The organism is Ehrlichia ruminantium (assembly GCF_009728835.1).
Taxonomy (GTDB): domain Bacteria; phylum Pseudomonadota; class Alphaproteobacteria; order Rickettsiales; family Anaplasmataceae; genus Ehrlichia; species Ehrlichia ruminantium_B.
The window spans coordinates 567,108-591,541 of record NZ_CP033455.1 but is presented as its reverse complement, the minus strand read 5'-3'; the positions used below and the strand labels follow the sequence as shown (position 1 = coordinate 591,541).

The following is a 24,434-nucleotide window of genomic DNA, read 5'->3' as shown; positions in this document are numbered from 1 at the left end:
ACTATTATTTCCTACTTTATCCTAATAAATCAATCAGTGAAAAACGTCTCTGATACCTAGTTGTTTTACTAACGCTAAATATCTATCATTACCATATTTCCTTCTAATGTATTGTAACTCATTACGTCTCCTGCAAACTAATACCATTAAACCACGTCTACAGTGAAAATCTTTCTTATGAATTTTTAGATGCTCAGTTAAATTACGTATTCTTTCAGATAAAATTGCACATTGTACAAAAGAAGAACCAGTATCACCTTTTTTAAGGCAATATTCACTTATTAATTCAGATTTTCTCTCCGCTGTAATTGACATAATTAAAATACCAAATTCTTAAACATTAAAAACACGTACTGGCTTTATAACATTATTTATTATACTACAAATCGCCACTGGCACACTGTGTGTACTAACATAACAGATATCACAATTCTTAACCATGTACAAGTTATTTAACTGAATATTTTGGCCACTTTTGATTTTTGATATCTCAACATTACATAACACATCATTCAACTGCTTTACATCTTGTAATACATACCGCAATGGTAATAAATACTTATGTGTATTACCACTGTTGTGCAATATCTTTAGCTTATCTAATGTAATAGCATGTCTTTGTTTAAAATAACCTACTCTTACTCTACGCAATTTTGTTACATATCCTAAGCAACCTAAACTTATCCCAAGATCTCTTGCTATAGAACGAACATACACACCTTTCTTACATAATAAATAAAAATCTGCAGTTTTATTTTCCCGGTTAAATGATAACAACTTTAAATCCAGTATATTAACATATCTAGACCTCAATCTAAATTTCTGACCACTTCTAGCTAACTCAAATGCCCTAACACCATTTACATATATTGCTGAGAAATTAGGTGGTACTTGTTCTACTACCCCAATAAAACTCGGAATAACCCTATTTATGTCATCCAAATATGGCACCATGTCACTTTTTTTTATAACCTCCCCTGATACATCATCAGTAGTTCTTTGTTCACCCCACTGTACAGTAAATAAATAAGATTTATTTACATTAACAGCATAAGGCATAAGTTTTGTAGCTTCACCAATCGCAACAGGTAATATCCCAGAAGCCAAAGGATCCAATGTACCTGCATAACCAACTTTTTTAACATTCAAAATCTTTTTAATACGACTAACTACAGAAGCTGAACTTATACCGCATGGCTTATCTATATTTATCCAACCATACATAAAACTAAATATATTTCCTAAAGATATATTAAATAACCAGAGCAGATGTTAACAATATTAGATATATTAATCAAGATTTAAGTCAAACAAAAAACTATTTAAACAATCCTACAAACCCTTTGTTATATAATATACATAGAATATCAAGGTCATATATTTAAATTCTAATATATGACCTTATTAATTACGTCTTCCTTACTTTTTGGTAACATTACTTATTAAATAGTAATTCATATAAAATGTATAGTACATTAAATAACTCAATTAATATATTGAAATTCACATAAAATATTATCAATAAATTTTATACATTTACTTCACAAGTATATAAATAAATATGTATAAATTTACATATTCAATACTGTAAATACAGTAAAAAAATTTATCATTATTACATACCACCAAATTTACACCTAAACAAATTACTAATAATTGTTCTTCAGTATTTAACACTTATATTATAAATAGATTATAGAATAGGTATCATAATCATTTTAATCATAAATCTATTGTACCTACTATGATTACAGAAAAATATACAATTAGCAAGAAAATCACATGTTATAAAACTAAACTGATTACTAAGACAAACACTATTTATAATCAATATATCTATTTAATATTGTAGCGTAAATTCATATAGAGATTATTCTAATCTAAACATTATCAAAAAGTTTCATTAATCTGTAATAAAATAGCTACTAATATCAAGTAATTAATTATAAAAATTCTATTAATTATCTTAAGTACTTCGTTGAACATTGCACTAGAGAAAATAAGTACATATATACATATACTATATATCATATTACACTATATCTCTTATAGTTTATTAAAGTCAATAAAAACAATATAATACTGTTTATTCTTAAAGTAAAATCATCAGCATTACTATAAGTTTAGGTAACGTACAATTATACATCATTATAAAAAATATAAGTTATAAGCATAACTTATATTTCACTCTCTAATTCTCTATAACAGTGATTCTAATAAAATTGAAATAGATTACTGAATAAACACGCTCTATATTACTAGTAACAATACATAATCATTATTTTGTTATTACATTAGGTACACTACAATACAGCAATTTAAATAGACATTATTTAAATATACTTAAAAAGAATACATAATGCATACGATCTCAAAAACAATTCATACTATAACGCCAATTCAATCATTCATCATCACTATAGATACCGAGATAATTAAATTAAAAGTTTCAGATTGATTCACTCAAAAAATATTACTATACTACTCCAGCTATATTTAATTTAGTTGCGTTATTTTAAAATTTATTTACGTATACAAAATTAAATTATAAGCTATAACACTTGCACCCTTAGCTCAGCTGGATAGAGTTTTTGACTACGGATCAAAAGGTCGGGCGTTCGAATCGCTCAGGGTGCACTTTTTAAATTTGCACACATTTTACTTAGTAAAATGTATTTTGTAGTACTTCAGTTCAATATCAAAAATAATATCTACACAGAAATTCACAGTAAAATTTTCGTATTACAACACAAAAGCAATCCTTATATCTATCACATAAATAACACAACCCTTACACCATACATGTATAAAAGCTAAATTAAATACAACAATAGATCACACAATTTTAAAATATATAACTTCTATAGATATAACAAGTACTGAGATTACCTTAACTTCAACAATAGGTAATCAATTTAACATATTCCCAAAAAAACCAAGACATTATAAATAAACTTACTGATCAATAACTTAGATTATTAAAAATAGCTTCTAGCAAAAGTATATACTATATAAAACAATATTCGATAATTAGAAGATCTAAATCATACGCTGCATTAAAAAAATCAAGCAAAATTTACAGAAAAGCAATCTACATAATCTAACAAACAAAATTAGCATCACTACTATTCCCTTATAGAGCTATATATGCTACTATAAAAAACCACACAAAAAATAAAAATTATGGCTACTATGACAATCAATACATCAGGTCCTATATGCTCTGTCGCCATTATGAATCAAAACAACACTATCTATTATGAAGAAAATACATTACATAACCAACACTCTGAATCTTTATTCAAAATAATTCACACGCTACTAGAGCGATCTAATCATTCATATAATACAATAAAAAACCTTGCAGTAGTAGTAGGGCCTGGTAGTTTTACAGGAGTAAGAGTTGGCATAGCAGCTGCTCAAGGAATACATCTTGCATCAAAAATACCACTACATGGGATTAGTACTTTAGAAATACAGGCATATTTAATATTAACCTCAACAACAACCAAAGATAAAGAGATATTATCAGTAATTGAAGTTTCGCCAAAAACTCTATACTCTCAAACATTTAACAACAAATTAGTCGCATTAAGCAAAATACAAATTCTCGATAAAAATAACTTTTCTGATTACTTACCTAATCAAAATATAATACATATAACATCAAATAATATAAACGCAAGAACTGCTGCTCTTCTTTACAAATATAAAATAGAAAATAATCTACCAACACTTAACCCTATACCTATATACTTTAATACAATATATTAAGTAATTATTTATACAATTACATAAATACTTTTACTCAAAAAAACACACAAATCTACAATATAAAAAGTAGCTTATCAAAAATAACTTATATACTTTATAGTTACATACTTAATAAAATAATATTAATTAATTTCTAAATATAAAAAAATTGTTCTTTTGTTAATATATGTGTATACAAAATATATTGTGAAAGTAAAATATTGTGCATACACATCATGAAAAGATTTGCATGACTGTTTTTGTTTGGTATATTAGGCGTGTTTTATACTTACATGTGTATGTATCATGAAATCCAAGGCCTTTTTTGCAAAGTTACTTCTTATAGTTTTAATATGCTCTTTAGTATCCGTATCACTAGGAGTACCGTTATTTTCCAACCATTTTAGCAATAAACAATATGTTGCAAAAATTGGCCAAGAAAAATTATCAGTAGAAGATTTTACAAGTGCTTACCATGATGAGTTAAGATATATACAACAACTCCTTAATAGACCTTTAACACCTGAACAAATTATTCAGTTTAACATAAAACATTCCGTATTAAACAAGCTGATTGAAAATAAGGTACTTATAAAATTTGCCAATTCATTAAACCTTAAAGTGGGTGAAGAAAGTGTAATAAACTTCATAAAAAATATAAAATATTTTCAAGATGATAATGGAAATTTCGATAAGAATAAATTCAATAAGGGTCTATCAAATGCAGGACTAACAGAAAGGTTATACATTAGCAAGTTAGAACAGGCCTTTCCTATCTCTATAGTAATGAGTTGCTTATTTGGTGGACCACAAAGTAGCTATCTACAGTATCATCCGGATCTGGTAACAAAAATCTTACAGAATTTACATCAATCTCGTACTGTAGATATCATTGAAATATCACCTGCAATAAATAATATCCCTATTCCTAGTATTGAAGAACTTAAAAATTTATATGAAGAAAAGCGCAAAAATGGTCAGCTAATTTTTCCAGAAATTCGTGACATAGAATACGTTACTATGAATCACGAAAATTTCATGACAAAAGTAACTGTCACACAAGAAGAGATAGAAAATGAAATAAAAACTGAAGGATTAGATAACCAAATAGACATATTAAACTTAGTGTTTAGCACTAAAGATGATGCTGAAAATGCATTAAACGCACTCAATAATGGCAAAACTTTTGATAGTGTAATAACAGATATTGCTCATACTACTTTGGAAAATGTAACATTAAAAAATATTACAAAAAATACCCTCCCTGACAATATAAGAACCCAGGTTTTTTCATTAAAAGAAGGAGAAGTAAGCCCTATATTACATAGTATGTTTGGATGGCATATAATAAAAGTAACAAGCATTCATAAAATATCAGAACATGATTTACAAGATTTAACTCAAAAAATAAGTCAAAGTATTAAAAAGAAAAAGGCTATCGACCTATTACTTGCAGAAGTTCAAATTATCAATGACAAAATTAACAACGGCACGTCTATTAAAGAAATAGCAGAGTTATACAACTTACACATCAAAACTATTACAACTGATACATCAGGACATAACTTATCTGGTAAAAAAGTCAATATATCAGAAGCAAATCCTAGCTCAATAATACTTACTGGTTTTGCATTACAATTAAATCAAACCTCTAACTTCACTAATAACGAGGATTATTTCTTCAGTGCAAGAGTGACTAAAATTGATCAAGCTAGAGAAAAAACTTTTGACGAAAGCAAACAAGAATTAGTAGATGAATGGCAAAATAACTTTAAGAATCAGAAGTTATCTAAGCTTACACAAGATATAGTAATAAAACTTAAATCAGGAATAGATATCAAAAACATTGATGGTGTATCATTAAAGCCTAACCAAGTAGTATATAGGAATAATATAGCTTCTATAGATAATCCAGGTCAGAATTATCCTACCAGTTTAGTGAATGAAATTTTCAGCTTAAAAAAAGGAGAAATTAGCAAAAACTATCACGATGAGCAAGATCCTGCTAAACAAAAAATGCTTATAGCTGTACTTAAAGACATAACAAATCCAGAACAAATAAGTAATGTAGACTTGAAAAATATACAAGAAAAGCTCAGTAATAATAATATAGAATCTTTAAAAAATCAGCTAATAGCATATCTAATAAAAAAATATTCAGTAAAAGTTAATAGAAATTTAATTGATAGTATAGAATAGTTGTATAGTAATATTATATAAAGTTTTTTAGTAAGATATGGATATGTTGTTAAAGAATCTAGGTAACGAATCAGCATATAATACTATCAATTGACATTTTATAAATAGTACTTCATATTACATCAATAGCTCTTTAACAATTAAATAAAAAATATTACTTCCATAGTAGGTTGACAATTAAACCTAAAAAAACAGTTTATACCTATAATATATCAACTTTAAATATCAATTATAAGATGTTAATCTATTACTGTACAAACCATATACCATAATGATATAACAATCATATAAATTATTCTCAGTTCATAAGCTTTCTTATACTTAAAAATAAATAATATATTATAAAACAAAATATTATTAACTATAAGTATTACAATATTTAAAGTTAACTTACAAATTGATATAGAAGAATTTTTGATTGCTACTATAATGTATAAAAGTCTCGCCAATACTTAGAAGATAAAATAACCTAAAAATTATTTAGTAATTAAATTCTCATTGAGACATAACATATTACTGATACCTATAATAATTTTATTATAGTAAGATACCTTTATGTTACATCCATCAATTACTAATCTATTTGTAAGTATTGCCATTACTAGATACCAGTACATAGCTCTTAAAGCACTGGGATTGTATATATCACTATTAAACATCAATCTTGTTAAATAATAATTCTTTACTATATCAACTTTTCTTATCTTCCAAAGAATAACTTATTTTTTAATTCTTCACTAATATTCTTAATATAAAGGAATATAATAACACCAATATATATGCTTAAATACAGTACCACCTATAATGATAAATTATATTTAATATTTCCATCAGCATATGTATTGTACAACATATTTGTTACAATAATTTTAATAATCCTACATTTAAACAGATTACTTCTTAATTACTATAAATTACGCTATTATATAATAAACTTCATAAGTAATATAGATACTTACTTATAACCTACAAAACACTTACAAAATCACTACCACAACATATAAGAGTACTAAAACTACATAAACAAGTATCTGCATACATATAATAATATCCCTCAACAGACACTAAAATACTTACAGATCAACATATTAAACAGAGAATTCTACTTCATTAACTAGCAAAAGCTTACCATATAGAAATATGCTTTCTACTACTTAATACATACTTATCTATCTAACAATTTATTACATGCTGTTAAGATACGATTACATGCTTCAGATACATCTTTAGTAGAAGTAGCATATGATACCCTAAAAAATCCCTGAACCCCAAATGCCTCACCTGGTACTACAGCAACATTATAATCTTCCAATAAATACTTAGTAAAATCCATAGCACTTGTTATGCAAAAACCACTTTTGGTAGTTTTACCTATTGCTTCCTTACAAGAAATAAACACATAAAATGCGCCATGAGGCTTCTCAACAAACAAAAGTGACGTATTATTAATCATGTCTAGCATCATATCACGCCGTGCCATAAATATATTATTTCTTTCTTTCAAAAATTCCTGATCACCAGTCAAAGCCTCTACTGCAGCAAACTGCGCTATGCTATTAGGATTCGTTGTACTTTGAGACTGTATAACAGAAATCGCTTTTATAACTTCCGCAGCACCAGCAATATACCCAATTCTCCATCCTGTCATAGCATATGCTTTTGACACTCCATTCACCAAAAACACCCTACTATACAAATCTGGCTCTACCTGCGCAATAGTAAAAAATTCAACATCATCATATACTATCTTTGAATATATATCGTCAGTCATTACATGAACATTACGATATTTTAATAAAACTTGAGCAATATCTTTTAGTTCATCATATGTATATACTAAACCAGTAGGATTATTTGGAGAATTAAGAATCAACCATTTAGTTTTTTCAGTAATTACACTCTCAAGTAAATCAGCAGTTAATTTAGATGTATTACCACAGTCAACAATTACAGGATTACCACCAGCTATCTTAACAATATCAGGATAAGATACCCAGTAAGGAGCTGGTATTATTACCTCATCACCATCATTTAATGTAGACATAAATAAATTATAAATACATTGTTTAGCTCCATTACCAACAGAAATCTGATTAACATCATACATTAAATTATGATCCTGTTTTAAACGACTAATAATAGCTTTCTTCAACTCAATAATTCCATCAACTGCCGTATACTTAGTTTTACCTAAATTAAGAGCATTAATAGCTGCTTGTTTTATATGTTCTGGTGTATCAAAATCCGGTTCTCCAGCACTTAACGAAATAATATCTCTCCCCGACATTTTTAACTTTTGAGCCTGACTTGCAATCTCAAGAGTAGGAGAAGGCTGAATACAACCCATCCTTTTAGCTAGAAATGACATAATTACCTGAGTAATTTTTTAATAATATGTGTATTCTATATACACTTTAACCAATATTCAATATTATTATTTACTTATTGAATTACCATACACTTATAAAAAATTAGTACAATGAAATTTTCATTCCCAAAGAGACATATTTTATATCATAATTATTTACAGAAAAATCATAGATAAATTATTACCACAAAAATTACTTTATTTTACAATAAAATAAGCTATATGTAATAGCGTATAAGGTTATACTTTTAATACACAAAGCTATTGTGAGGTATAACGTTAATATAAAATATGTAATAAATATAATTACAAAAGTATGTAATTGTAGTATTTAATATTTTATGACCATTGCTCATTTTAAACTAACTAGGTAATTTTATGAATCTCATTACACAACAAGCTATCGATTTTACAGCAAAAGCTGTAATGCCAGATGACAAAATATGTGAACTCAACTTAAAACAATATATTAGTGGCAAATGTGCTATTTTATTTTTCTATCCACGTGATTTTACATTTGTATGTCCGACAGAAATAATTTCATTACACAACAGAATACCACAGTTTATGGAAAAAAATACTGAGATTATAGGTATCAGTACAGATTCAGAGTTTTGCCATAGTCATTGGCGTAATATCAGTATAAATAAGGGCGGAATAGATAAAATTAGCTTTCCATTAATTGCAGATGATTCACATTCAATATCTAACAACTACGGAGTGTTATACAATAATAGTATTGCATTAAGAGCAACATTTGTTATAGATGACCATTTTATTGTAAGACATCAATCAATTAATGATTTACCTATTGGAAGAAATGTAGATGAACTACTAAGAATTATAGATGCAATAAAACATCATCAAATTCATGGAGAAGTGTGTCCTGCTGGATGGATAAAAGGAGATCCAGCAATGGAAGCATCCCAACATGGTATTGAAGATTACCTAAAATCACACATAGATAACCTTGAAAAAAGCATGATGGATAAGTAAATGACACAAACATATAAGACAAAAGTTTTAATTTTAGGTTCAGGAGCAGCAGGATGTACTGCTGCTATATATGCTGCTCGTGCAAACCTGCAACCCATATTAATCACTGGAATGTGTCCTGGAGGACAGCTCACAATTACCAGTGATGTAGAAAATTTTCCAGGTTTTGCACATGCAGTACAAGGACCAGAACTTATGGAACAAATGAAACAACAGGCTCATAACTCTGGAGCTCAAATCATTTCTGATGAGATTAAAGAGATACGTACAGACGTATATCCATTTCAATGTATAGGAATATTTAATGACCATTATATTGCAGATACTATTATCATTGCTACTGGAGCTCAAGCAAAGTGGTTGAACATAGAAAGTGAAGAAGTTTTTAAAGGCAAAGGAGTTTCAGCATGTGCTACATGTGATGGAGTGTTTTTTAGTGGAAGTGATGTTGCTGTAGTAGGGGGAGGTAATACTGCTGTAGAAGAGGCACTATACTTAACAAGACACGCAACAAAAGTATTCTTAATACATAGACGTGATAAATTACGTGCTGAACCTATATTACAAGAAAGACTATTCAATAATAAAAAAATACAAGTGATATGGAACAGTGTTGTTAAAGAAATACTAGGCAATAAAGAAACTGGTACTGTTGAAGAACTAATGTTAGAATCCACATCCGGAAGCATTAGTACTATCCCAGTAAAAGGAGTTTTTATTGCTATAGGGCACACTCCAAATACCAAAATGCTAACAAATCAAAATAATATCAACATAATAAACTTAGATGAGGAAGGGTATATTATCACTAATCCCAATAGTACAGCAACTAGTTGTCCAGGAATTTTTGCTGCAGGTGACGTACAAGATAAAATATATAGACAAGCTGTTGTTGCAGCAGGTTCAGGATGTATGGCAGCAATAGAAGCTACAAAGTTTTTATCTGAAAAGTGAATCTTTAGTGTTCTACAATTTATGATATGCAAACTTATTATGTTTTAATAGTGCTTTATAAAGAATATAGTATAGCATTTTTCATTCATATAATTTTATAAAAAAGTTTATAGTATCATATGTAGTTTTCGTATAACCCATAACATTATTAAGAGTTTCCAAAACTGTAGCCTGTTTATTGCTGTAAACATATAACATAACTATGCTTTAGATTAACATATATTCTGTTTACAAAACTGCATAAATAATAAAAATCAATTTATTAAGTCATATATCATAACAATATATATGATAAACAATAACTGAAGTACTATAAATCAAAACTGATAAATCATTAAATACATTTGATAATAATAAAGTAACTTATTTTTCTGTTAAAATTATTAAATTAACAATTTACACAACATTTCATATGTGTAATACATAACCAAACTTTTGAATAGAGAATATCTTTCTCTATAACTATGTTTGTAAAGATATACTTACAATAATCGACAAATATTTTAGAATACTACATAACTATCATACAATAAAGATTGTAATCAAATTACCTAAGAATATCAATAGAATTATGATTATTTAATATATTTTATCTTCTTATAAACATTTATAAATAAAGAGATATCAATACTGCTTCTTTTGTTCCAACTACAATCAAATTTCTGATCAATCACTCAATATCTGATAATAAAAACAAAATCAGTATATATTATTTTCTAAAGTACTTAACCCTACAAAATATGACACCACATTATTACCCTTAACATTATAGTTACTTTAATAGAAATTTATCTAAAACTCACATGTACATACATTGTAGCAAATCAACAAAATTACTCTACTTTCATATAAAAATTATATAATACATATAAATTGTTAGACTATATTTATAAGATAGCCCTACATAAACACATTTACATATACTACAAAATATTATGGAATATATCATTATCTCTTTATAACAGTATGATTTATGTACTACGTTAATCAACAATTCAATTTAAAGTCCCACGAACTAAAAAGCTTTTGTAATCACTTTTGTGCAAATTACATTAACCATCTGCTGATATGATACAGAGCTAATATAATTTTACAATTCACACAATCAAAATAACAAAAAACGCTGTTAAATATTCACAACTTCAATGTTTGTTGTCAAAATTGTAATATGGTACACTTTATGTGTTACTGATAATGTTATTAAGTGTATATTATTTTAACAAATTGCTGTTTATAATGTTGAAAAGGATATGAGAGTCCACATAGCTATTTGTATTAAGTGTATAATTAATGATATTACCTGAATTAAAAAGAGAAAACATAAACATTATCAATAACACAAGAGTTGTTTTTAAGAAGTAGCAAATCATTAGTTTATTAATAATTTGCATTGATGTAAGAAATACTCCTCTATGAAAACGACAACAATTAATAACATTTCTTAACAATGGCAATTATCTTCACCTATAATATTTTGTAAATTTTGAGGATGAAATTCAACTTATTTATTTGACGTGTAAGCCTTCTATAAAATATTGATTATATAACATCAATGTTACCCGTGTTATAAACAATTTATAAACTTGATTCCTGCAATATGTCATAATAAACAAAATATTTAACTAAGTCACATTATGTATTTATAGTAAATATACTATGTATTTTAACCGATATATCTACTTATTTGAAAATACATAAATACTAATAAAGTAAGTTCAAATTTTTCCTTCACTAGTATGGAAAAAATCTTTTAAATGCTGTTCAACATTTGCAGATACAAAAACACTCACATCACCCCTAAGACGTGCTATTTCTTTCACAAAAGTTGATGAAATAAATTGGGTATCCTCTGCAGCTGGTAAGAAAATTGTTTCAATTTGTGGTTTAAGTTTATAATTTACCCAACTCATCTGAAATTCGTAATCAAAATCAGAAACAGCTCTTAACCCCCTAATAATAACAGATGCATTATTCTTTTGTGCAAAATACACTAATAATCCATCAAAAATCACAGTATCAACCATCATATTAAGCAATTTCATTTCATGCCTAATTAATTCTGCACGAACTTCAGCAGAAAAAATTGTCTTTTTTGTACAACTTCTAGCAACACCTATTATCAACCTATCAACTAGGTTACAAGCCCTTTTAATAATATCAATATGACCAAAAGTAATAGGATCAAAAGTGCCAGGATACACACCTATTTTCACTTAAATCACTAATTTCATAAAATATTATTATATCATAATATGATACTAATTTAACATTATATTTTTCTTGAATGATTTGTATTTATAATATATAAGTTTTTAGCATTATATTATAAAAATAAACAATTCTTGTAGTACAATGTTTATTTAATGTTTATTGATAGTATATTTGGCTTGATAGCTCAGTCGGTAGAGCAAAGGACTGAAAATCCTTGTGTCGTTGGTTCGATTCCAACTCAGGCCACTTATAACATATTTCCTATGTAAATAATTTATCTAATTTTTTGGAGGTTAGATGCGTTACTTAATACCATTATTACTTTTGTTGCTGTTCATGTCTACAACTCAAACACATGCAGCTTTATCTGATGAAATAGTTGTAGGCTTCGTACGTACAGCAGAAGAAACATATCCTAATGAATTAACATTTTCAGATAATATAGCTGAAATGCTAGAGAAATTAGGTGCAAAAGTTGTATTACTTGATTACAATACCATAGTAGACTTTAAAAAAATAAAAAGTGAGTCTCTAGAGGAAGCTAAAAATGATATTTCACTTTTAGAAAAAATAGAATCAGGTAAAATTCAGCAAGCTGTGCTTTCTTTTATAGAGAAAAATAAAATCAATAGAATATTTATTCCTGGAAACTATTACAATGTAGATACCGAGCCATTTCCACCCACACCAAATAGACAACTTGTTACAAATGCAATAGTTAAAATAGTTGAAGATAATCCTAAAATTCACTTAATAGGAGTTTGTGGTGGATTACAAGGTATAATGCATGCTGTAGGAGTAGAAGTTATTAGGGTAAAAAAGATTGTTAAATCTAAAGAAGCAATAGCAGCACATTCTATATCAATGCCTGATCCTCATAAAAAAGATGTAGGTCTTCACAGATTGCGAGTTGCACCTGGTAGTAGGCTGTCAAGTATTGTTGCAAAATATATTAAACCAGATGACAATGGCTGGATTTCAATATATTTCCCTGACGCACATGGAGGTGTAGTAAACAACAGTCCTGAAAATGTCAGCAAAATAGAATCTTTAGGTTATAAAATAGTTGGATTCTCTGACGACGGTATTATCGAAGTAATCGAAGATAAACATGGTAATATTTTGTTCCAGGATCATCCAGAAGCATTAGCAATCAATGCTATGACACTTTCTAATAAAGAAGAAAATAATACACAAGATAATAAGGGAACAAAAAAACACGAAGCAACATTGTCAGCACTTGCTATTATAAATGACTTTCTTTATAGAAAATAATATAATGCAACAACTTTTGCTACTAAGTTATACAGTACTAGTATAACTTAGTAGTATCTTTTATATCCTAACAAAGCAAAGTAGACAAAAATATTACTTTTTTGTCATCTGACAGATGATATACTAAATTTTAAAAACAGAATAAAAAGTATAACGATAATATATATATGTACTTATATACTATACTAATTGATTAGCTTTCTTGATTATAAACATGTTATTTTATCATCAATATACACTTACTAATAAAATTATCTAGCAATGTGCATCTGATAAGTTATTAAAAAAAATGCGTTACTTATTTCTATAATGCTTTTACTCCTTTTACTTCATTTATACTTTAGACAATTACATAAATTCAATATTACTGAAAATATCCCTAAACTAATTATTAACTATTAAACTTTAATTATTACAAGAACTACACAACATAAGTAAAATCAAAACTGTAACACAGCATAATACTACAGTTCCATTCAGGAAAGCTTTCATGTATAACATATATAAATACACTTATCTAAATAAATAATAAGTAAAAATCATACTCAATCATTCAAACTAGCAAGCTAAACATTAATATTACTAAACCATATTATTTAACATTACACATAAGCATTAACATTGACTATTAAGTTTATATATGATATTCCCTCTACACTTAGCTAATTAAAGTTAGTATTTCATGCGTTTATCAAAACATTACATACCTACATTAAAAGAAACACCAGCTGATGTATCAATAGTATCACACATATACTCCTTACGTGCAGGACTAATACGGCAAATTGCATCTGGTATATATGCATGGCTTCCCCTAGGATTAAAAGTACTAAAAAATATAGAGAACGTCATAAGAGAAGAGATGAATAAATCAGGAATTCTCGAAGTATTAATGCCATTGATACAACCAGCAACGTTATGGAAAGAATCTGGTAGATACCATGACTATGGATCTGAAATGTTACGTATCATAGACCGAAATAATCGAGAAATGGTTTTCGGACCTACCCACGAAGAAATTGTAACAGACTTAGTTAGAACAACATTAACAAGCTACAAAAATCTACCATTAACTTTATACCAAATACAATGGAAATTTAGAGATGAACTACGTCCACGATATGGCATAATGCGGTGCAGAGAATTTTTAATGAAAGATGCATACAGTTTTGACAAAGATTTAAATAGTGCCATAGAGTCTTATAACTTAATGTTTAAAATCTATCTTAAGATCTTTAAAAGATTAGGGCTAACTCCAATAGCTGTAAAAGCAGATTCTGGACCAATAGGAGGTAATTTAAGTCATGAATTCCACATATTAGCAAATTCTGGAGAAAGTACATTATATTATGACCAAAACATAATTAATCTCATTAATAATGATGATATTGATATTGAAACAATAAAAAATACTTATACTGCTGCAGATGATTTATACAATAAAGACACCTGCCCTATTCCAGCATCTCAGATCAAAATAAGTAAAGGTATAGAAGTTGGTCATATTTTTTATCTAGGTGACAAATACTCAAAAACAATGAATGCAGTATTTTCCCAAAATAACGAAAACAAACTATTACACATGGGATGCTATGGTATAGGGATATCAAGACTAGTTGGTGCAATTATTGAAGTTTCTCACGACAATAATGGTATCATTTGGCCAGAAGAAATAGCACCATTCAAATTTTCTTTAGTGAACGTATTCTCATCAAATAAAGAATGTAATAAAATTTCAGAGAATCTATATACACAATTGGGTAGCGATGATGTATTATATGATGATACAGAAGATAGCATAGGTACTAAATTTGCAAGAATGGATTTACTAGGTATACCGTGGCAAATTATTATTGGAAAAGCAACAACAGAGCAGGGTCTTATAGAAGTGAGGCAGAGATCTAATAAGGATTCATCGTTGATGTCCGTAGAACAGTTTCTTAATAAATTAAAAAAATCATAAAATGATAGTAGGGATTGGTACAGATATAGTTTATATTCCACGTATATTAAATTTATGGAAAAAATTTGGCACAAAATTTCTTACACGAGTATTTTCAGAAGAAGAAATTAAGGATAGCAATAGATATACAAGTTTAAATGGAAAAATAAGACATTTTGCAAAAAGATTTGCCGCAAAAGAAGCATATGTCAAAGCACTAGGAACAGGATTTGGAAAAGCTATAAAGATGTCCGACATTACAATATATAATACCTTAGATGGTAAACCAAAAGTCAGTATTAACAATAGTAGTATCAATTACAAAATTGAATTATCTCTTAGTGATGATACAGACTATGCCATTGCTTTCATAATAATACATAAAGAATTACAATAACCATCTTTTAAAGCAAGAAAAGATATTTTTTGTTTATAAAAACCTTAGTCAACTTGCTACGCCAAAATATCAATACTTAAATAGTATTAAAGTATAACTTTAAATAATATCTGTTAATCACTGTAAACTAATTACAATCCTTATATACTTTACAAGTTAGATTATACAAATTTCTCTTTTAAATCAATTAGTACTTTAACAGTCTAAACAAAAAGCCAATAGTCAAAAAACAGCATTGAATAAAAAAATACGTATTGATTATTAAATCATATACTAACTAATTTTCTAAATTTTAAATAATAAAAAATCTTTTCTTAAAAACTTATATACTTAAATTAAAATACACCATAAACCAAAGAAAATTAGCACTTAGCTATTGCTAAGTTATTTCAACAGAGCTACACATAAAATAAGTTTATATACTACTAAATATCCAACTTAATAATAAAACAACACTTCTTAAAAAAAGATAATTTTTTTCTATATCATACATAATCAACATTATATAAGAAAAAAATGTACAGCTATTACTAGTAACATGGGAAGAAGCATTCCATAAGATTTCAGAAAAAATTTCCAAGAGTTTTGGAAACAAAATTGTTGCAGTTGCTGGAGATCTAGCAGATTGTGAGTTAATAATGCTATATTAAAGAGAGTTAATATATAAGACTAACTTAGATATTCTTAAAACTTATAAATAATCTATACCTAACATATAAAAAATATGACAATTAATTATAATCAAAAATAAGATCCTACGGGATAGCCGGATAAACAAATTACATATTACTAAAGCTTTCAATATAAAATAAGTACTATAATAATATATAAAACAAATATAACGATAACAACTCCACAATTAAATGCTAATACATAAAAAAGATGACATCTATACTAGAATATAATCCTACTTAAAAATGTCAGTGATAATTTCTATACTACCACCATCTATTAATAGCTAATACGTTCATAACCTAAAAGATATTTTCACTTCTGGTTCTATATTCATTTCGTATTATCTAAATTACATAAGTTATACAATCAGTCATCTCCATTAATTCAAGATTTTCTACCTCTTATCAACACTGCATTAGGTTCATTTTATGTACAACAACAACCAGATAGTTATATGTTCAAAACATTCAACATATACAAAATAATTATTATCAGATTTTTATTGCACATAAAAGATACACTGTGTATATTGTATATGCTTTTTTCCTCGGTAGCTCAGCTGGTAGAGCAATTGGCTGTTAACCAATGGGTCGCTGGTTCGAATCCGGCCCGGGGAGCATTGTAAAATTTTACCGTTGTATAATACGTCTTTAGTGATACTCTTGCTAACGTCTGCTCTCTTTATATCTATAGATAGATAATATATTGACTTATCAATAATATAATAATAGAATACAGCTGTGCTTTTGCACTATGGCAATAAATGCATCTTAGAATAAATGTATTGGACCCGAGGGCAGTACTCGGCATCTCCACTGTTATGGGGATGAAACAGGATCGACATGCATAGTAAAGGGGATAGCTTTTGCTCGGTGAGAAAACAGCCGTCTAAAATGATCAAACTTATAAGTGCAAACGATAATTTCGTTTCTGCTAATGATAATAGTAGCGCTGCTAACTTAGTAGCTGCTTAGTTTTATGATTAGCACGGTTTTTAAGGGGGTTTCCCGGGTAACAGAAAAACCCCCTATTTTGTTTATGTTAAGATTGGTTTATGAATAACGTAGTAAATTATCAAAAATTAATGCACAATGCCATGTGTAAGGTGATTAAGGATGCTATAACTGTTATAGCTAAGCCAGAAAATTGCAGTAACGTACACATTATTGTATCCTTTCTAACTCAACAAAAAGGAGTCACATTACCAGACCACGTAAAAAAGAGTTATCCCGATGAAATAACAGTAGTATTACAACATCAATTTAGGCACCTATGCACGTATGATAATTATATTAGTGTAATACTCAGTTTTAATGGTAAAGAAGAAACAGTAATCATACCGTACTGCTCCATTACAAAATATGTAGATGCTTATCAAGGTTTTTCATTAGATCTAAAGCCATATGTTAGCGATACAATAGAAGAAGACAACAATAGTAATGATGAAGATATTTCTCAAAATCATCAGCATAACAATCAAGATAATATAATTTTTATAGATACATTTTTAAAAAAGTAAACTTTTTTGCTTCGTAATTCTTATTAAATATTATATTATGTACAGTTGTATAGTACTCTTAAATACTAGTCAGTTTCAAGTAAACTTTTTTCATACATAATACTGTAAACATGTTCATAACAAATACAACTCTAGATCCAGTTACACTTACCATTATTACATAAAAAATCATTAACAAATAATCAAAGCCTTAAATTACGAAAAGTATTTTAATATTATCATTTTTACCCAGGAAAAATTATGACTCACTCTATAAATCTTAAATTCGATTTGGTTATGCATAATCAAACACATAAAGAAATCACTGTCAACGAAGCATTAGTAAAAATAGATATGCTGATGAATAACTGCATATTAGCATTACAATGTAATACTCCAGTAAAAGAAATATCATCAGGAGATATGTATATTATTGGACCTGAGCCAACAATACAAGAATGGAAAAATAAGGAAGGATATCTAACGTACTACTACATTAATCAATGGTACTTTATACAACCAAAAACGGGATTAACTTTATGGATAAAAAACAAAAACAAACTGTATACATACAACAATCAAGAATGGATACCTACATAAGCTATACTACATATATAACATTAATGGAAATATTAATTAGATTCATCATTTATAAACATACTTATAAAACTTATCAATATATACAAAATATCATGTTATATAATAATTTATATTATTAAAACATACCTGTCTTTTACAGATAGAAATAGCTTCTTAATTTTGTCTGACATTTATTTATAAAAATACTATCTATAAAGCATTATAACTCTACAATTTTTCAGATATCAATTTAAGAGCATCAGATAAAGAAAGTTGTTCAACATCGATACCTTTTTTTATAGCAATGTTTAAGTTATCATACTTTAAATAAAAGCCATATCTCCCTTTACACAAAAACACTTCTTTATTATCTTGGCTCATACCTAAAGATCTAATAACTCCATTAGTACGATTCTTTTCAATAATATTAATAGCATGTTCAAGAGTAATATCTAAAAAGTTACCTTCAAATTTTTTTATTGAAAAATACTTACCTTCATAGAATATATACGCTCCAAATCTACCAAGTCCTAGTTTAATTTCATGATTAGTCTCTGGATGTACACCTAAACTTATAGGTAAGCTCAATATTTGTTCTGCCATCTTTAAATCTAATAAGTTAGGATCTATATCTTTTGGAAGTGCAGCACGCTTACCACCCTTATCATTACCAATCTGTAAGTAAATACCATATGGACCTTTCTTTAAGTATATCTCCTGCCCAGTTACAGTATCAATACCTAACACTTTAGGATACTGAGAAACTTCTGTATTATCTACAACATCATCTCCTATATTCTTTGTATACTTACATTCTGGATACTCAGAGCATCCCAAAAAGATACCATTTTTACTAATATTAAGACTCAATTTACCAGTATTACACACAGGACACATTTTATCAACTTCAGAAATATCAGAACGAAAGATATGACTTGCCATTTCAGAGTTTATAACATTTAATATTTCTGCAAATTCTAGTTTCTTTACTGAATCAACATTATCAATAAACAAAAACCAAAACTGATGTAAAACTTCCTTCCAACCAATTTTTCCATTAGAAATAAGATCCAGTTTTTCCTCAAGATCTGCCGTAAAATCATATTCTACGTAACGGTTAAAAAAATTAACAAGAAATATATTTACAACTCTTCCCCTTTCAGTAGGAACAAACCTTTTCTGGTTCAGTAAAACATATTGCCGATCTTGCAGTACAGAGATAATTGAAGCATAAGTAGAAGGTCTCCCTATTCCTATTTCTTCCATTTTTTTTACCAGACTTGCTTCACTATATCTTGCAGGAGGATTCGTAAAATGTTGATTAGGTATCACATCATTCAAAGAACAATTATCATTCTCATTAAGTAATGGTAACATAGTATTTTTATGATCATCATCATGACCATACACTCTATAAAATCCATCAAAAGACAAAGAAGATCCTACTGCACGTAAAATCACTACTCCATCTGCAGAACTTAATTCTACAGCCACCTGATCTAACACAGCAGAGTTCATTTGACTAGCAACTGTTCTCTTCCAAATAAGATCATAAAGCTTCAATTGTTCTGGTGTTAAATAATTGACTAAACTATCAGGAGTAATTGTAATATTAGTTGGTCTTATTGCTTCATGTGCTTCTTGAGCATTTTTCACCTTTTTAACATACTTACGAGGAGAATCTGGCAAATATTCTTTACCAAACATAGATGAGATAACACTTCTGATATGTTCCACCGCCTCATCTGAAATATATACTCCATCTGTTCTCATATAAGTAATTAATCCAACAATTTCACCTCCAATATCAACACCCTCATAAAGTTTTTGTGCAATTAGCATAGTACTTTTCGCTGAAAAACCAAGTTTAGTCGATGCTTCCTGCTGTAAACTTGATGTAATAAAAGGAGGGTAAGGATTACGCTTTGTATGCTTTTTTTCTACACTACTAACAGAATAAGTACGTGCTTTAATTTCTTCTGATAACCTATTAGCATCTTCCTCATTCTTGATATCAAATTTGTCCAACTTATTACCAGAATAACATTTCAAAAATGCAGAAAATTCTTCCCCTTCTATGTTTTGAAACTTAGCCTCAATATCCCAATATTCTTGAGTAACAAATTTCTCAATTTCACTTTCTCTATCACATATCAATCTCAAAGCAACAGACTGTACCCTACCAGCAGATTTACTTCCAGGAAGTTTTCTCCACAATAAAGGAGATAAAGTAAAACCAACTAAATAATCTAAAACTCTACGTGCTTGCTGTGCATACACAAGATCCATATTGATATTTCTTGGATTCTTTATAGATGCAAGTATTGCATTCTTTGTAATTTCATTAAATACCATCCTATTAATTACAATATTATCATTAATAGCATTTTTTTCCTTCAACACTTCCACAATATGCCAAGCTATTGCTTCACCCTCACGATCTGGATCAGTTGCAAGATAGATTTCCTTTGTTTCCTTATTAGCTACTTGAATCAATTTGCTTACATATTTTTCTGACTTAGCGATAATCTCATAAGTCATAGCAAAATCTTTATCAGGATCAACAGAACCACTCTTTGCAGGAAAATCCCTAATATGTCCAAATGATGCAACAACCTTATACTTATTACCTAAATACTTACTTATAGTCTTCGCCTTAGACGGAGATTCTACTATAATCAAACTCATTCACATACCTAAAGTCACTACCAAAAAAATAATAATATTGCTTATCTACACATGAAAAAAAAGAGATTAATATTATAAAATGATAACTTTGAAAAGAATTTTAAACTGATTACATAAGCATACACAACAATAATAAACAAGGTATACTACATAAATACCTAAAAAACACTCAAATATTATATTCCATCACATATATTTAGTATTTTTTTTCTATTTTACAAGCATTATAATTGTTTATTGGTAATCATTTATTGATTTCAATAATAAACTACTATTCACCATATAAAAAATAACAATAACACATAAAAGTTATTAAATACTTCAAAATAATTGAAAAAAGCTAAACCAATACATAATAAAACGATTACTCATAATATCAACTCATGCATAAGAAATATATGATACTAGAATTACTAATACTAAAACTTAGTATTTTAGAAAACAACTATCAAGACTTAACGTATTCTCTAGAAGGTTACATCACTAAATAATATACAACTACTTTTTCACCTATAAAAAGAAGCAGTACATACTATAATAATTGATTACGCTCAAGTATAAAAAGAGATTATCAACACACTAGAAATATAGTCAATCATATCCTACAAGTACTATCTAAAATAATCTAAACTAACCATTATGTAACTAACCATCATATATATGTATTATCACAAAACACACTAACACATATGAATACTAATTACCAAGAAAACTTACACTTATAGTAAAATATTACTAAAAACTAACCTACAATAAAACAACACACAAATTTAAACTAAATAACTTATTTTTTTAGCACAACCACACACTATATACTTAAACTAGAATTACTATAGAAAACACAATTAGTAATAATATACAAACCAACTCCTTTATACATATAATAATACTAAAATTTATCAATAACTAAAAAAACCCAAAAATCAATAATTCCGATATAATAAGCTTCTTAATACGGTTGATATTTGCAATATTATATCATCTGCAATTAACCCCATACCATAACTTTTTGCACATTCTGCATGTATCCATACTCCACAACATGCAGCATTAAACGGACTCATACCACAAGACAATAATCCAGCAATAATTCCAGATAACACATCACCACTTCCTGCAGTAGCTAAAGTAAATGGAGGATTAGTAATTACAATATTACCACTAGGATCTCCAATGACAGTATCAGCACCTTTCAAAACTATAATTGCTTGAGATATATTTGCCGCTTCCCGTACCATATCTACTTTAGTACCAGTTAGAAATGGAAATATGCGCTTAAACTCTCCCTCGTGTGGAGTCATAATCACATTATTTTTTATGTACGAAAATAGAATATCTGATGAACCAGAAAACACAGAAATAGCATCAGCATCTAAAACACAATTTCTTTTCTCTAAAACGTTAATTACTCTTTGTTTTGTTATATCACTGATTCCACAACCTGGCCCTATTAAAATAGATGTCACTCTATCATCATCAATTACATCATCATAAAGCTTATACATTACCGATGTTAAACAAGCTGCATATAATTCCATAGCAACATTATCACATGCTATAGTAACAATACCAGACCCAACTTTTAACGCAGACATTGCAGCAAGCTTTGAAGCACCTATTGATTTATTACCTACTGAACATACTAATGTATATCCACGACTATATTTATTAGAAGCATATGTTAATCTAGGTATTTCACTCTTCCACAAAACCGGAGTATTTTTTTTTACTGTAATTGTAGTACTATCAATGTCAATGCCAACATCAACAATATGAACCCTTCCTGAATAATCACAACCTGGAAATAAAACATGCCCTATTTTTAACACAGAAAAAGTTACAGTAATATCAGCACGTAAAGCACAACCCATAACTTGACCAGTATCACAATTTATTCCACTAGGAATGTCAACTGCAATAACTTTTTTATTAGAAGAATTAATAAAATTAAATATTTCGGATAAATCATTACCCACACAACGTGATAAACCTATCCCAAATACTGCATCAACAATTATATCATTCTTACAATTAACAATATTATCATAAGTTAATGAAACTACCCAATCTTCACCTGTATCAACACTACAGTTGTATAACATTAATGTTACTGGCCATCCAAAACCCCTTAAAGTTTTTGCAACAACAACACCGTCCTTCCCATTATTACCTGGGCCAGCTAATATAGTAACACCTTGTTTTTGAAATAGATTAATTACCACATTACTTACAGCTCTGCCAGCATTTTGAATAAGATCAGCAACAGAAATAGTACATTGCTTTTCAAAGGCAAATACCTGCCTAGCATTCAAAATTACCATAGTTGCTATTCCTTAATATTAAGGTTTTACAATAACATGCTGAGCAGTCAAACTTCAAGAATAATCTTACATAAACTTTTTTATTAATAACACTTATATTAAGAATTTCTTAATCACTCTATTAGAATTAATCTAACTTCCTTTTTTCTTTGTTTCTGCAGCAAATTTAATACGCTCAAACTCTCGCCTTTTTTTATGCCAACCGTATTGGTACATTGCAATCTTATTTTCTATTAATGCTATAGTACCATCATAGTATACCACCATATCCATACCCTTTTTCTGAGCTTCTAGGAATTTTTCTCTATATCTATCACGATATGCTGGATCATTAAGAACAGAATAAGTATTATTACCTGTTTTATTAAAAGTTTCTGATACTTGTTTCTTTATTACATCATGCGTGTAAAAACTCATTGCTATTACTACCTCACCACATTAACTATATTATTAGTTTTTATAACCATTTAATAATGTTAATTGTATCATATAATCATAGCAAAACGATACAAAAAATTATCGATATACCACATTTTTAAAAAAAAGTGTGATTTTATTATCACTTAGTATGTATTAAC

General features: G+C 28.2%; 16 protein-coding genes, 3 tRNA genes and 1 other RNA gene. 13 read left to right on the top strand and 7 right to left on the bottom strand.

Translation table 11 applies throughout. The annotated features are described in order from the left end of the window. Positions 1-33: 33 nt before the first annotated feature. Both rpsO and truB read right to left on the bottom strand, forming a co-directional pair. Positions 34-315, bottom strand: a complete 282-nt coding sequence (rpsO, locus tag EDL80_RS01910) for a 30S ribosomal protein S15 (protein ID WP_158406520.1) — start codon at positions 313-315, stop codon at positions 34-36. An 18-nt stretch (positions 316-333) separates the two neighbouring features. Next, positions 334-1,224 carry a tRNA pseudouridine(55) synthase TruB gene (gene truB / locus EDL80_RS01905; RefSeq protein WP_158406519.1) on the bottom strand — a complete coding sequence of 297 codons (891 nt, stop codon included), beginning with the start codon at positions 1,222-1,224 and terminating at the stop codon, positions 334-336. 1,339 nt (positions 1,225-2,563) lie between these two features. Between truB and EDL80_RS01900 the strand changes: the two genes are divergently transcribed. The 3 genes from EDL80_RS01900 to EDL80_RS01890 all read left to right on the top strand — a co-directional run bounded on the left by EDL80_RS01900 (position 2,564) and on the right by EDL80_RS01890 (position 5,952). Then, positions 2,564-2,637, top strand: a tRNA-Arg gene (locus tag EDL80_RS01900). Positions 2,638-3,183: 546 nt separating this feature from the next. Beyond that, positions 3,184-3,774: a tRNA (adenosine(37)-N6)-threonylcarbamoyltransferase complex dimerization subunit type 1 TsaB gene (gene tsaB / locus EDL80_RS01895; RefSeq protein WP_158406518.1), complete on the top strand. Its 591-nt coding sequence runs from the start codon at positions 3,184-3,186 to the stop codon at positions 3,772-3,774. A gap of 285 nt (positions 3,775-4,059) precedes the next feature. Then, positions 4,060-5,952, top strand: a complete 1,893-nt coding sequence (locus tag EDL80_RS01890; RefSeq protein WP_158406517.1) for a peptidylprolyl isomerase — start codon at positions 4,060-4,062, stop codon at positions 5,950-5,952. A 1,165-nt stretch (positions 5,953-7,117) separates the two neighbouring features. Here the strand turns inward: EDL80_RS01890 and EDL80_RS01885 are convergent. After that, on the bottom strand, positions 7,118-8,320 hold the full coding sequence (locus EDL80_RS01885) for a pyridoxal phosphate-dependent aminotransferase (protein WP_158406516.1): 1,203 nt from the start codon (positions 8,318-8,320) through the stop codon (positions 7,118-7,120). A 378-nt stretch (positions 8,321-8,698) separates the two neighbouring features. Between EDL80_RS01885 and EDL80_RS01880 the strand changes: the two genes are divergently transcribed. Next, positions 8,699-9,316, top strand: a complete 618-nt coding sequence (locus tag EDL80_RS01880; protein ID WP_158406515.1) for a peroxiredoxin — start codon at positions 8,699-8,701, stop codon at positions 9,314-9,316. Beyond that, positions 9,317-10,270 (top strand): thioredoxin-disulfide reductase, encoded by a 954-nt coding sequence (gene trxB, locus EDL80_RS01875; protein ID WP_158406514.1) that lies wholly within the window; start codon positions 9,317-9,319, stop codon positions 10,268-10,270. It begins immediately after the preceding gene. A gap of 1,715 nt (positions 10,271-11,985) precedes the next feature. Here trxB and coaD read toward each other — a convergent pair. Next, positions 11,986-12,483, bottom strand: a complete 498-nt coding sequence (gene coaD, locus EDL80_RS01870; protein ID WP_158406513.1) for a pantetheine-phosphate adenylyltransferase — start codon at positions 12,481-12,483, stop codon at positions 11,986-11,988. A 171-nt stretch (positions 12,484-12,654) separates the two neighbouring features. Between coaD and EDL80_RS01865 the strand changes: the two genes are divergently transcribed. The 8 genes from EDL80_RS01865 to EDL80_RS01830 all read left to right on the top strand — a co-directional run bounded on the left by EDL80_RS01865 (position 12,655) and on the right by EDL80_RS01830 (position 18,868). Then, positions 12,655-12,727, top strand: a tRNA-Phe gene (locus EDL80_RS01865). Positions 12,728-12,778: 51 nt separating this feature from the next. Then, positions 12,779-13,756, top strand: a complete 978-nt coding sequence (locus EDL80_RS01860; protein WP_158406512.1) for a hypothetical protein — start codon at positions 12,779-12,781, stop codon at positions 13,754-13,756. Positions 13,757-14,438: 682 nt separating this feature from the next. After that, the gene (gene proS / locus EDL80_RS01855) at positions 14,439-15,719 is read left to right on the top strand and encodes a proline--tRNA ligase (protein ID WP_158406511.1); all 1,281 of its coding nucleotides are present in this window, start codon (positions 14,439-14,441) and stop codon (positions 15,717-15,719) included. A gap of 1 nt (position 15,720) precedes the next feature. Further along, positions 15,721-16,095: a holo-[acyl-carrier-protein] synthase gene (locus EDL80_RS01850; protein ID WP_158406510.1), complete on the top strand. Its 375-nt coding sequence runs from the start codon at positions 15,721-15,723 to the stop codon at positions 16,093-16,095. 1,219 nt (positions 16,096-17,314) lie between these two features. After that, a tRNA-Asn gene (locus EDL80_RS01845) sits at positions 17,315-17,387 on the top strand. An 84-nt stretch (positions 17,388-17,471) separates the two neighbouring features. Then, positions 17,472-17,800: a transfer-messenger RNA gene (gene ssrA / locus EDL80_RS01840) on the top strand. Positions 17,801-17,824: 24 nt separating this feature from the next. Beyond that, complete coding sequence (locus tag EDL80_RS01835; protein ID WP_158406509.1) at positions 17,825-18,289, top strand: ClpXP protease specificity-enhancing factor SspB; 465 nt, start codon at positions 17,825-17,827, stop codon at positions 18,287-18,289. 240 nt (positions 18,290-18,529) lie between these two features. Next, positions 18,530-18,868 (top strand): DUF2793 domain-containing protein, encoded by a 339-nt coding sequence (locus EDL80_RS01830; RefSeq protein WP_158406508.1) that lies wholly within the window; start codon positions 18,530-18,532, stop codon positions 18,866-18,868. A gap of 207 nt (positions 18,869-19,075) precedes the next feature. Here EDL80_RS01830 and topA read toward each other — a convergent pair whose 3' ends face one another. From topA to EDL80_RS01815, 3 genes are all read right to left on the bottom strand, one after another. Next, positions 19,076-21,535 (bottom strand): type I DNA topoisomerase, encoded by a 2,460-nt coding sequence (gene topA, locus EDL80_RS01825; protein WP_158406507.1) that lies wholly within the window; start codon positions 21,533-21,535, stop codon positions 19,076-19,078. Between the two features lie 923 nt (positions 21,536-22,458). Next, positions 22,459-23,856 carry an NAD(P)H-hydrate dehydratase gene (locus EDL80_RS01820; protein ID WP_158406506.1) on the bottom strand — a complete coding sequence of 466 codons (1,398 nt, stop codon included), beginning with the start codon at positions 23,854-23,856 and terminating at the stop codon, positions 22,459-22,461. 132 nt (positions 23,857-23,988) lie between these two features. Then, positions 23,989-24,273 (bottom strand): DUF2671 domain-containing protein, encoded by a 285-nt coding sequence (locus tag EDL80_RS01815; RefSeq protein WP_158406505.1) that lies wholly within the window; start codon positions 24,271-24,273, stop codon positions 23,989-23,991. Positions 24,274-24,434 lie beyond the last annotated feature (161 nt).

Coding starts and splice junctions, on each gene's coding strand:
- EDL80_RS01860 (WP_158406512.1), top strand. CDS start 12,779: ATGCGTTACTTAATACCATTATTACTTTTGTTGCTGTTCATGTCTACA.
- EDL80_RS01830 (WP_158406508.1), top strand. CDS start 18,530: ATGACTCACTCTATAAATCTTAAATTCGATTTGGTTATGCATAATCAA.
- proS (WP_158406511.1), top strand. CDS start 14,439: ATGCGTTTATCAAAACATTACATACCTACATTAAAAGAAACACCAGCT.
- trxB (WP_158406514.1), top strand. CDS start 9,317: ATGACACAAACATATAAGACAAAAGTTTTAATTTTAGGTTCAGGAGCA.
- EDL80_RS01820 (WP_158406506.1), bottom strand. CDS start 23,856: ATGGTAATTTTGAATGCTAGGCAGGTATTTGCCTTTGAAAAGCAATGT.
- truB (WP_158406519.1), bottom strand. CDS start 1,224: ATGTATGGTTGGATAAATATAGATAAGCCATGCGGTATAAGTTCAGCT.
- tsaB (WP_158406518.1), top strand. CDS start 3,184: ATGGCTACTATGACAATCAATACATCAGGTCCTATATGCTCTGTCGCC.
- EDL80_RS01885 (WP_158406516.1), bottom strand. CDS start 8,320: ATGTCATTTCTAGCTAAAAGGATGGGTTGTATTCAGCCTTCTCCTACT.
- EDL80_RS01880 (WP_158406515.1), top strand. CDS start 8,699: ATGAATCTCATTACACAACAAGCTATCGATTTTACAGCAAAAGCTGTA.
- EDL80_RS01850 (WP_158406510.1), top strand. CDS start 15,721: ATGATAGTAGGGATTGGTACAGATATAGTTTATATTCCACGTATATTA.
- EDL80_RS01835 (WP_158406509.1), top strand. CDS start 17,825: ATGAATAACGTAGTAAATTATCAAAAATTAATGCACAATGCCATGTGT.
- EDL80_RS01890 (WP_158406517.1), top strand. CDS start 4,060: ATGAAATCCAAGGCCTTTTTTGCAAAGTTACTTCTTATAGTTTTAATA.
- topA (WP_158406507.1), bottom strand. CDS start 21,535: ATGAGTTTGATTATAGTAGAATCTCCGTCTAAGGCGAAGACTATAAGT.
- EDL80_RS01815 (WP_158406505.1), bottom strand. CDS start 24,273: ATGAGTTTTTACACGCATGATGTAATAAAGAAACAAGTATCAGAAACT.
- rpsO (WP_158406520.1), bottom strand. CDS start 315: ATGTCAATTACAGCGGAGAGAAAATCTGAATTAATAAGTGAATATTGC.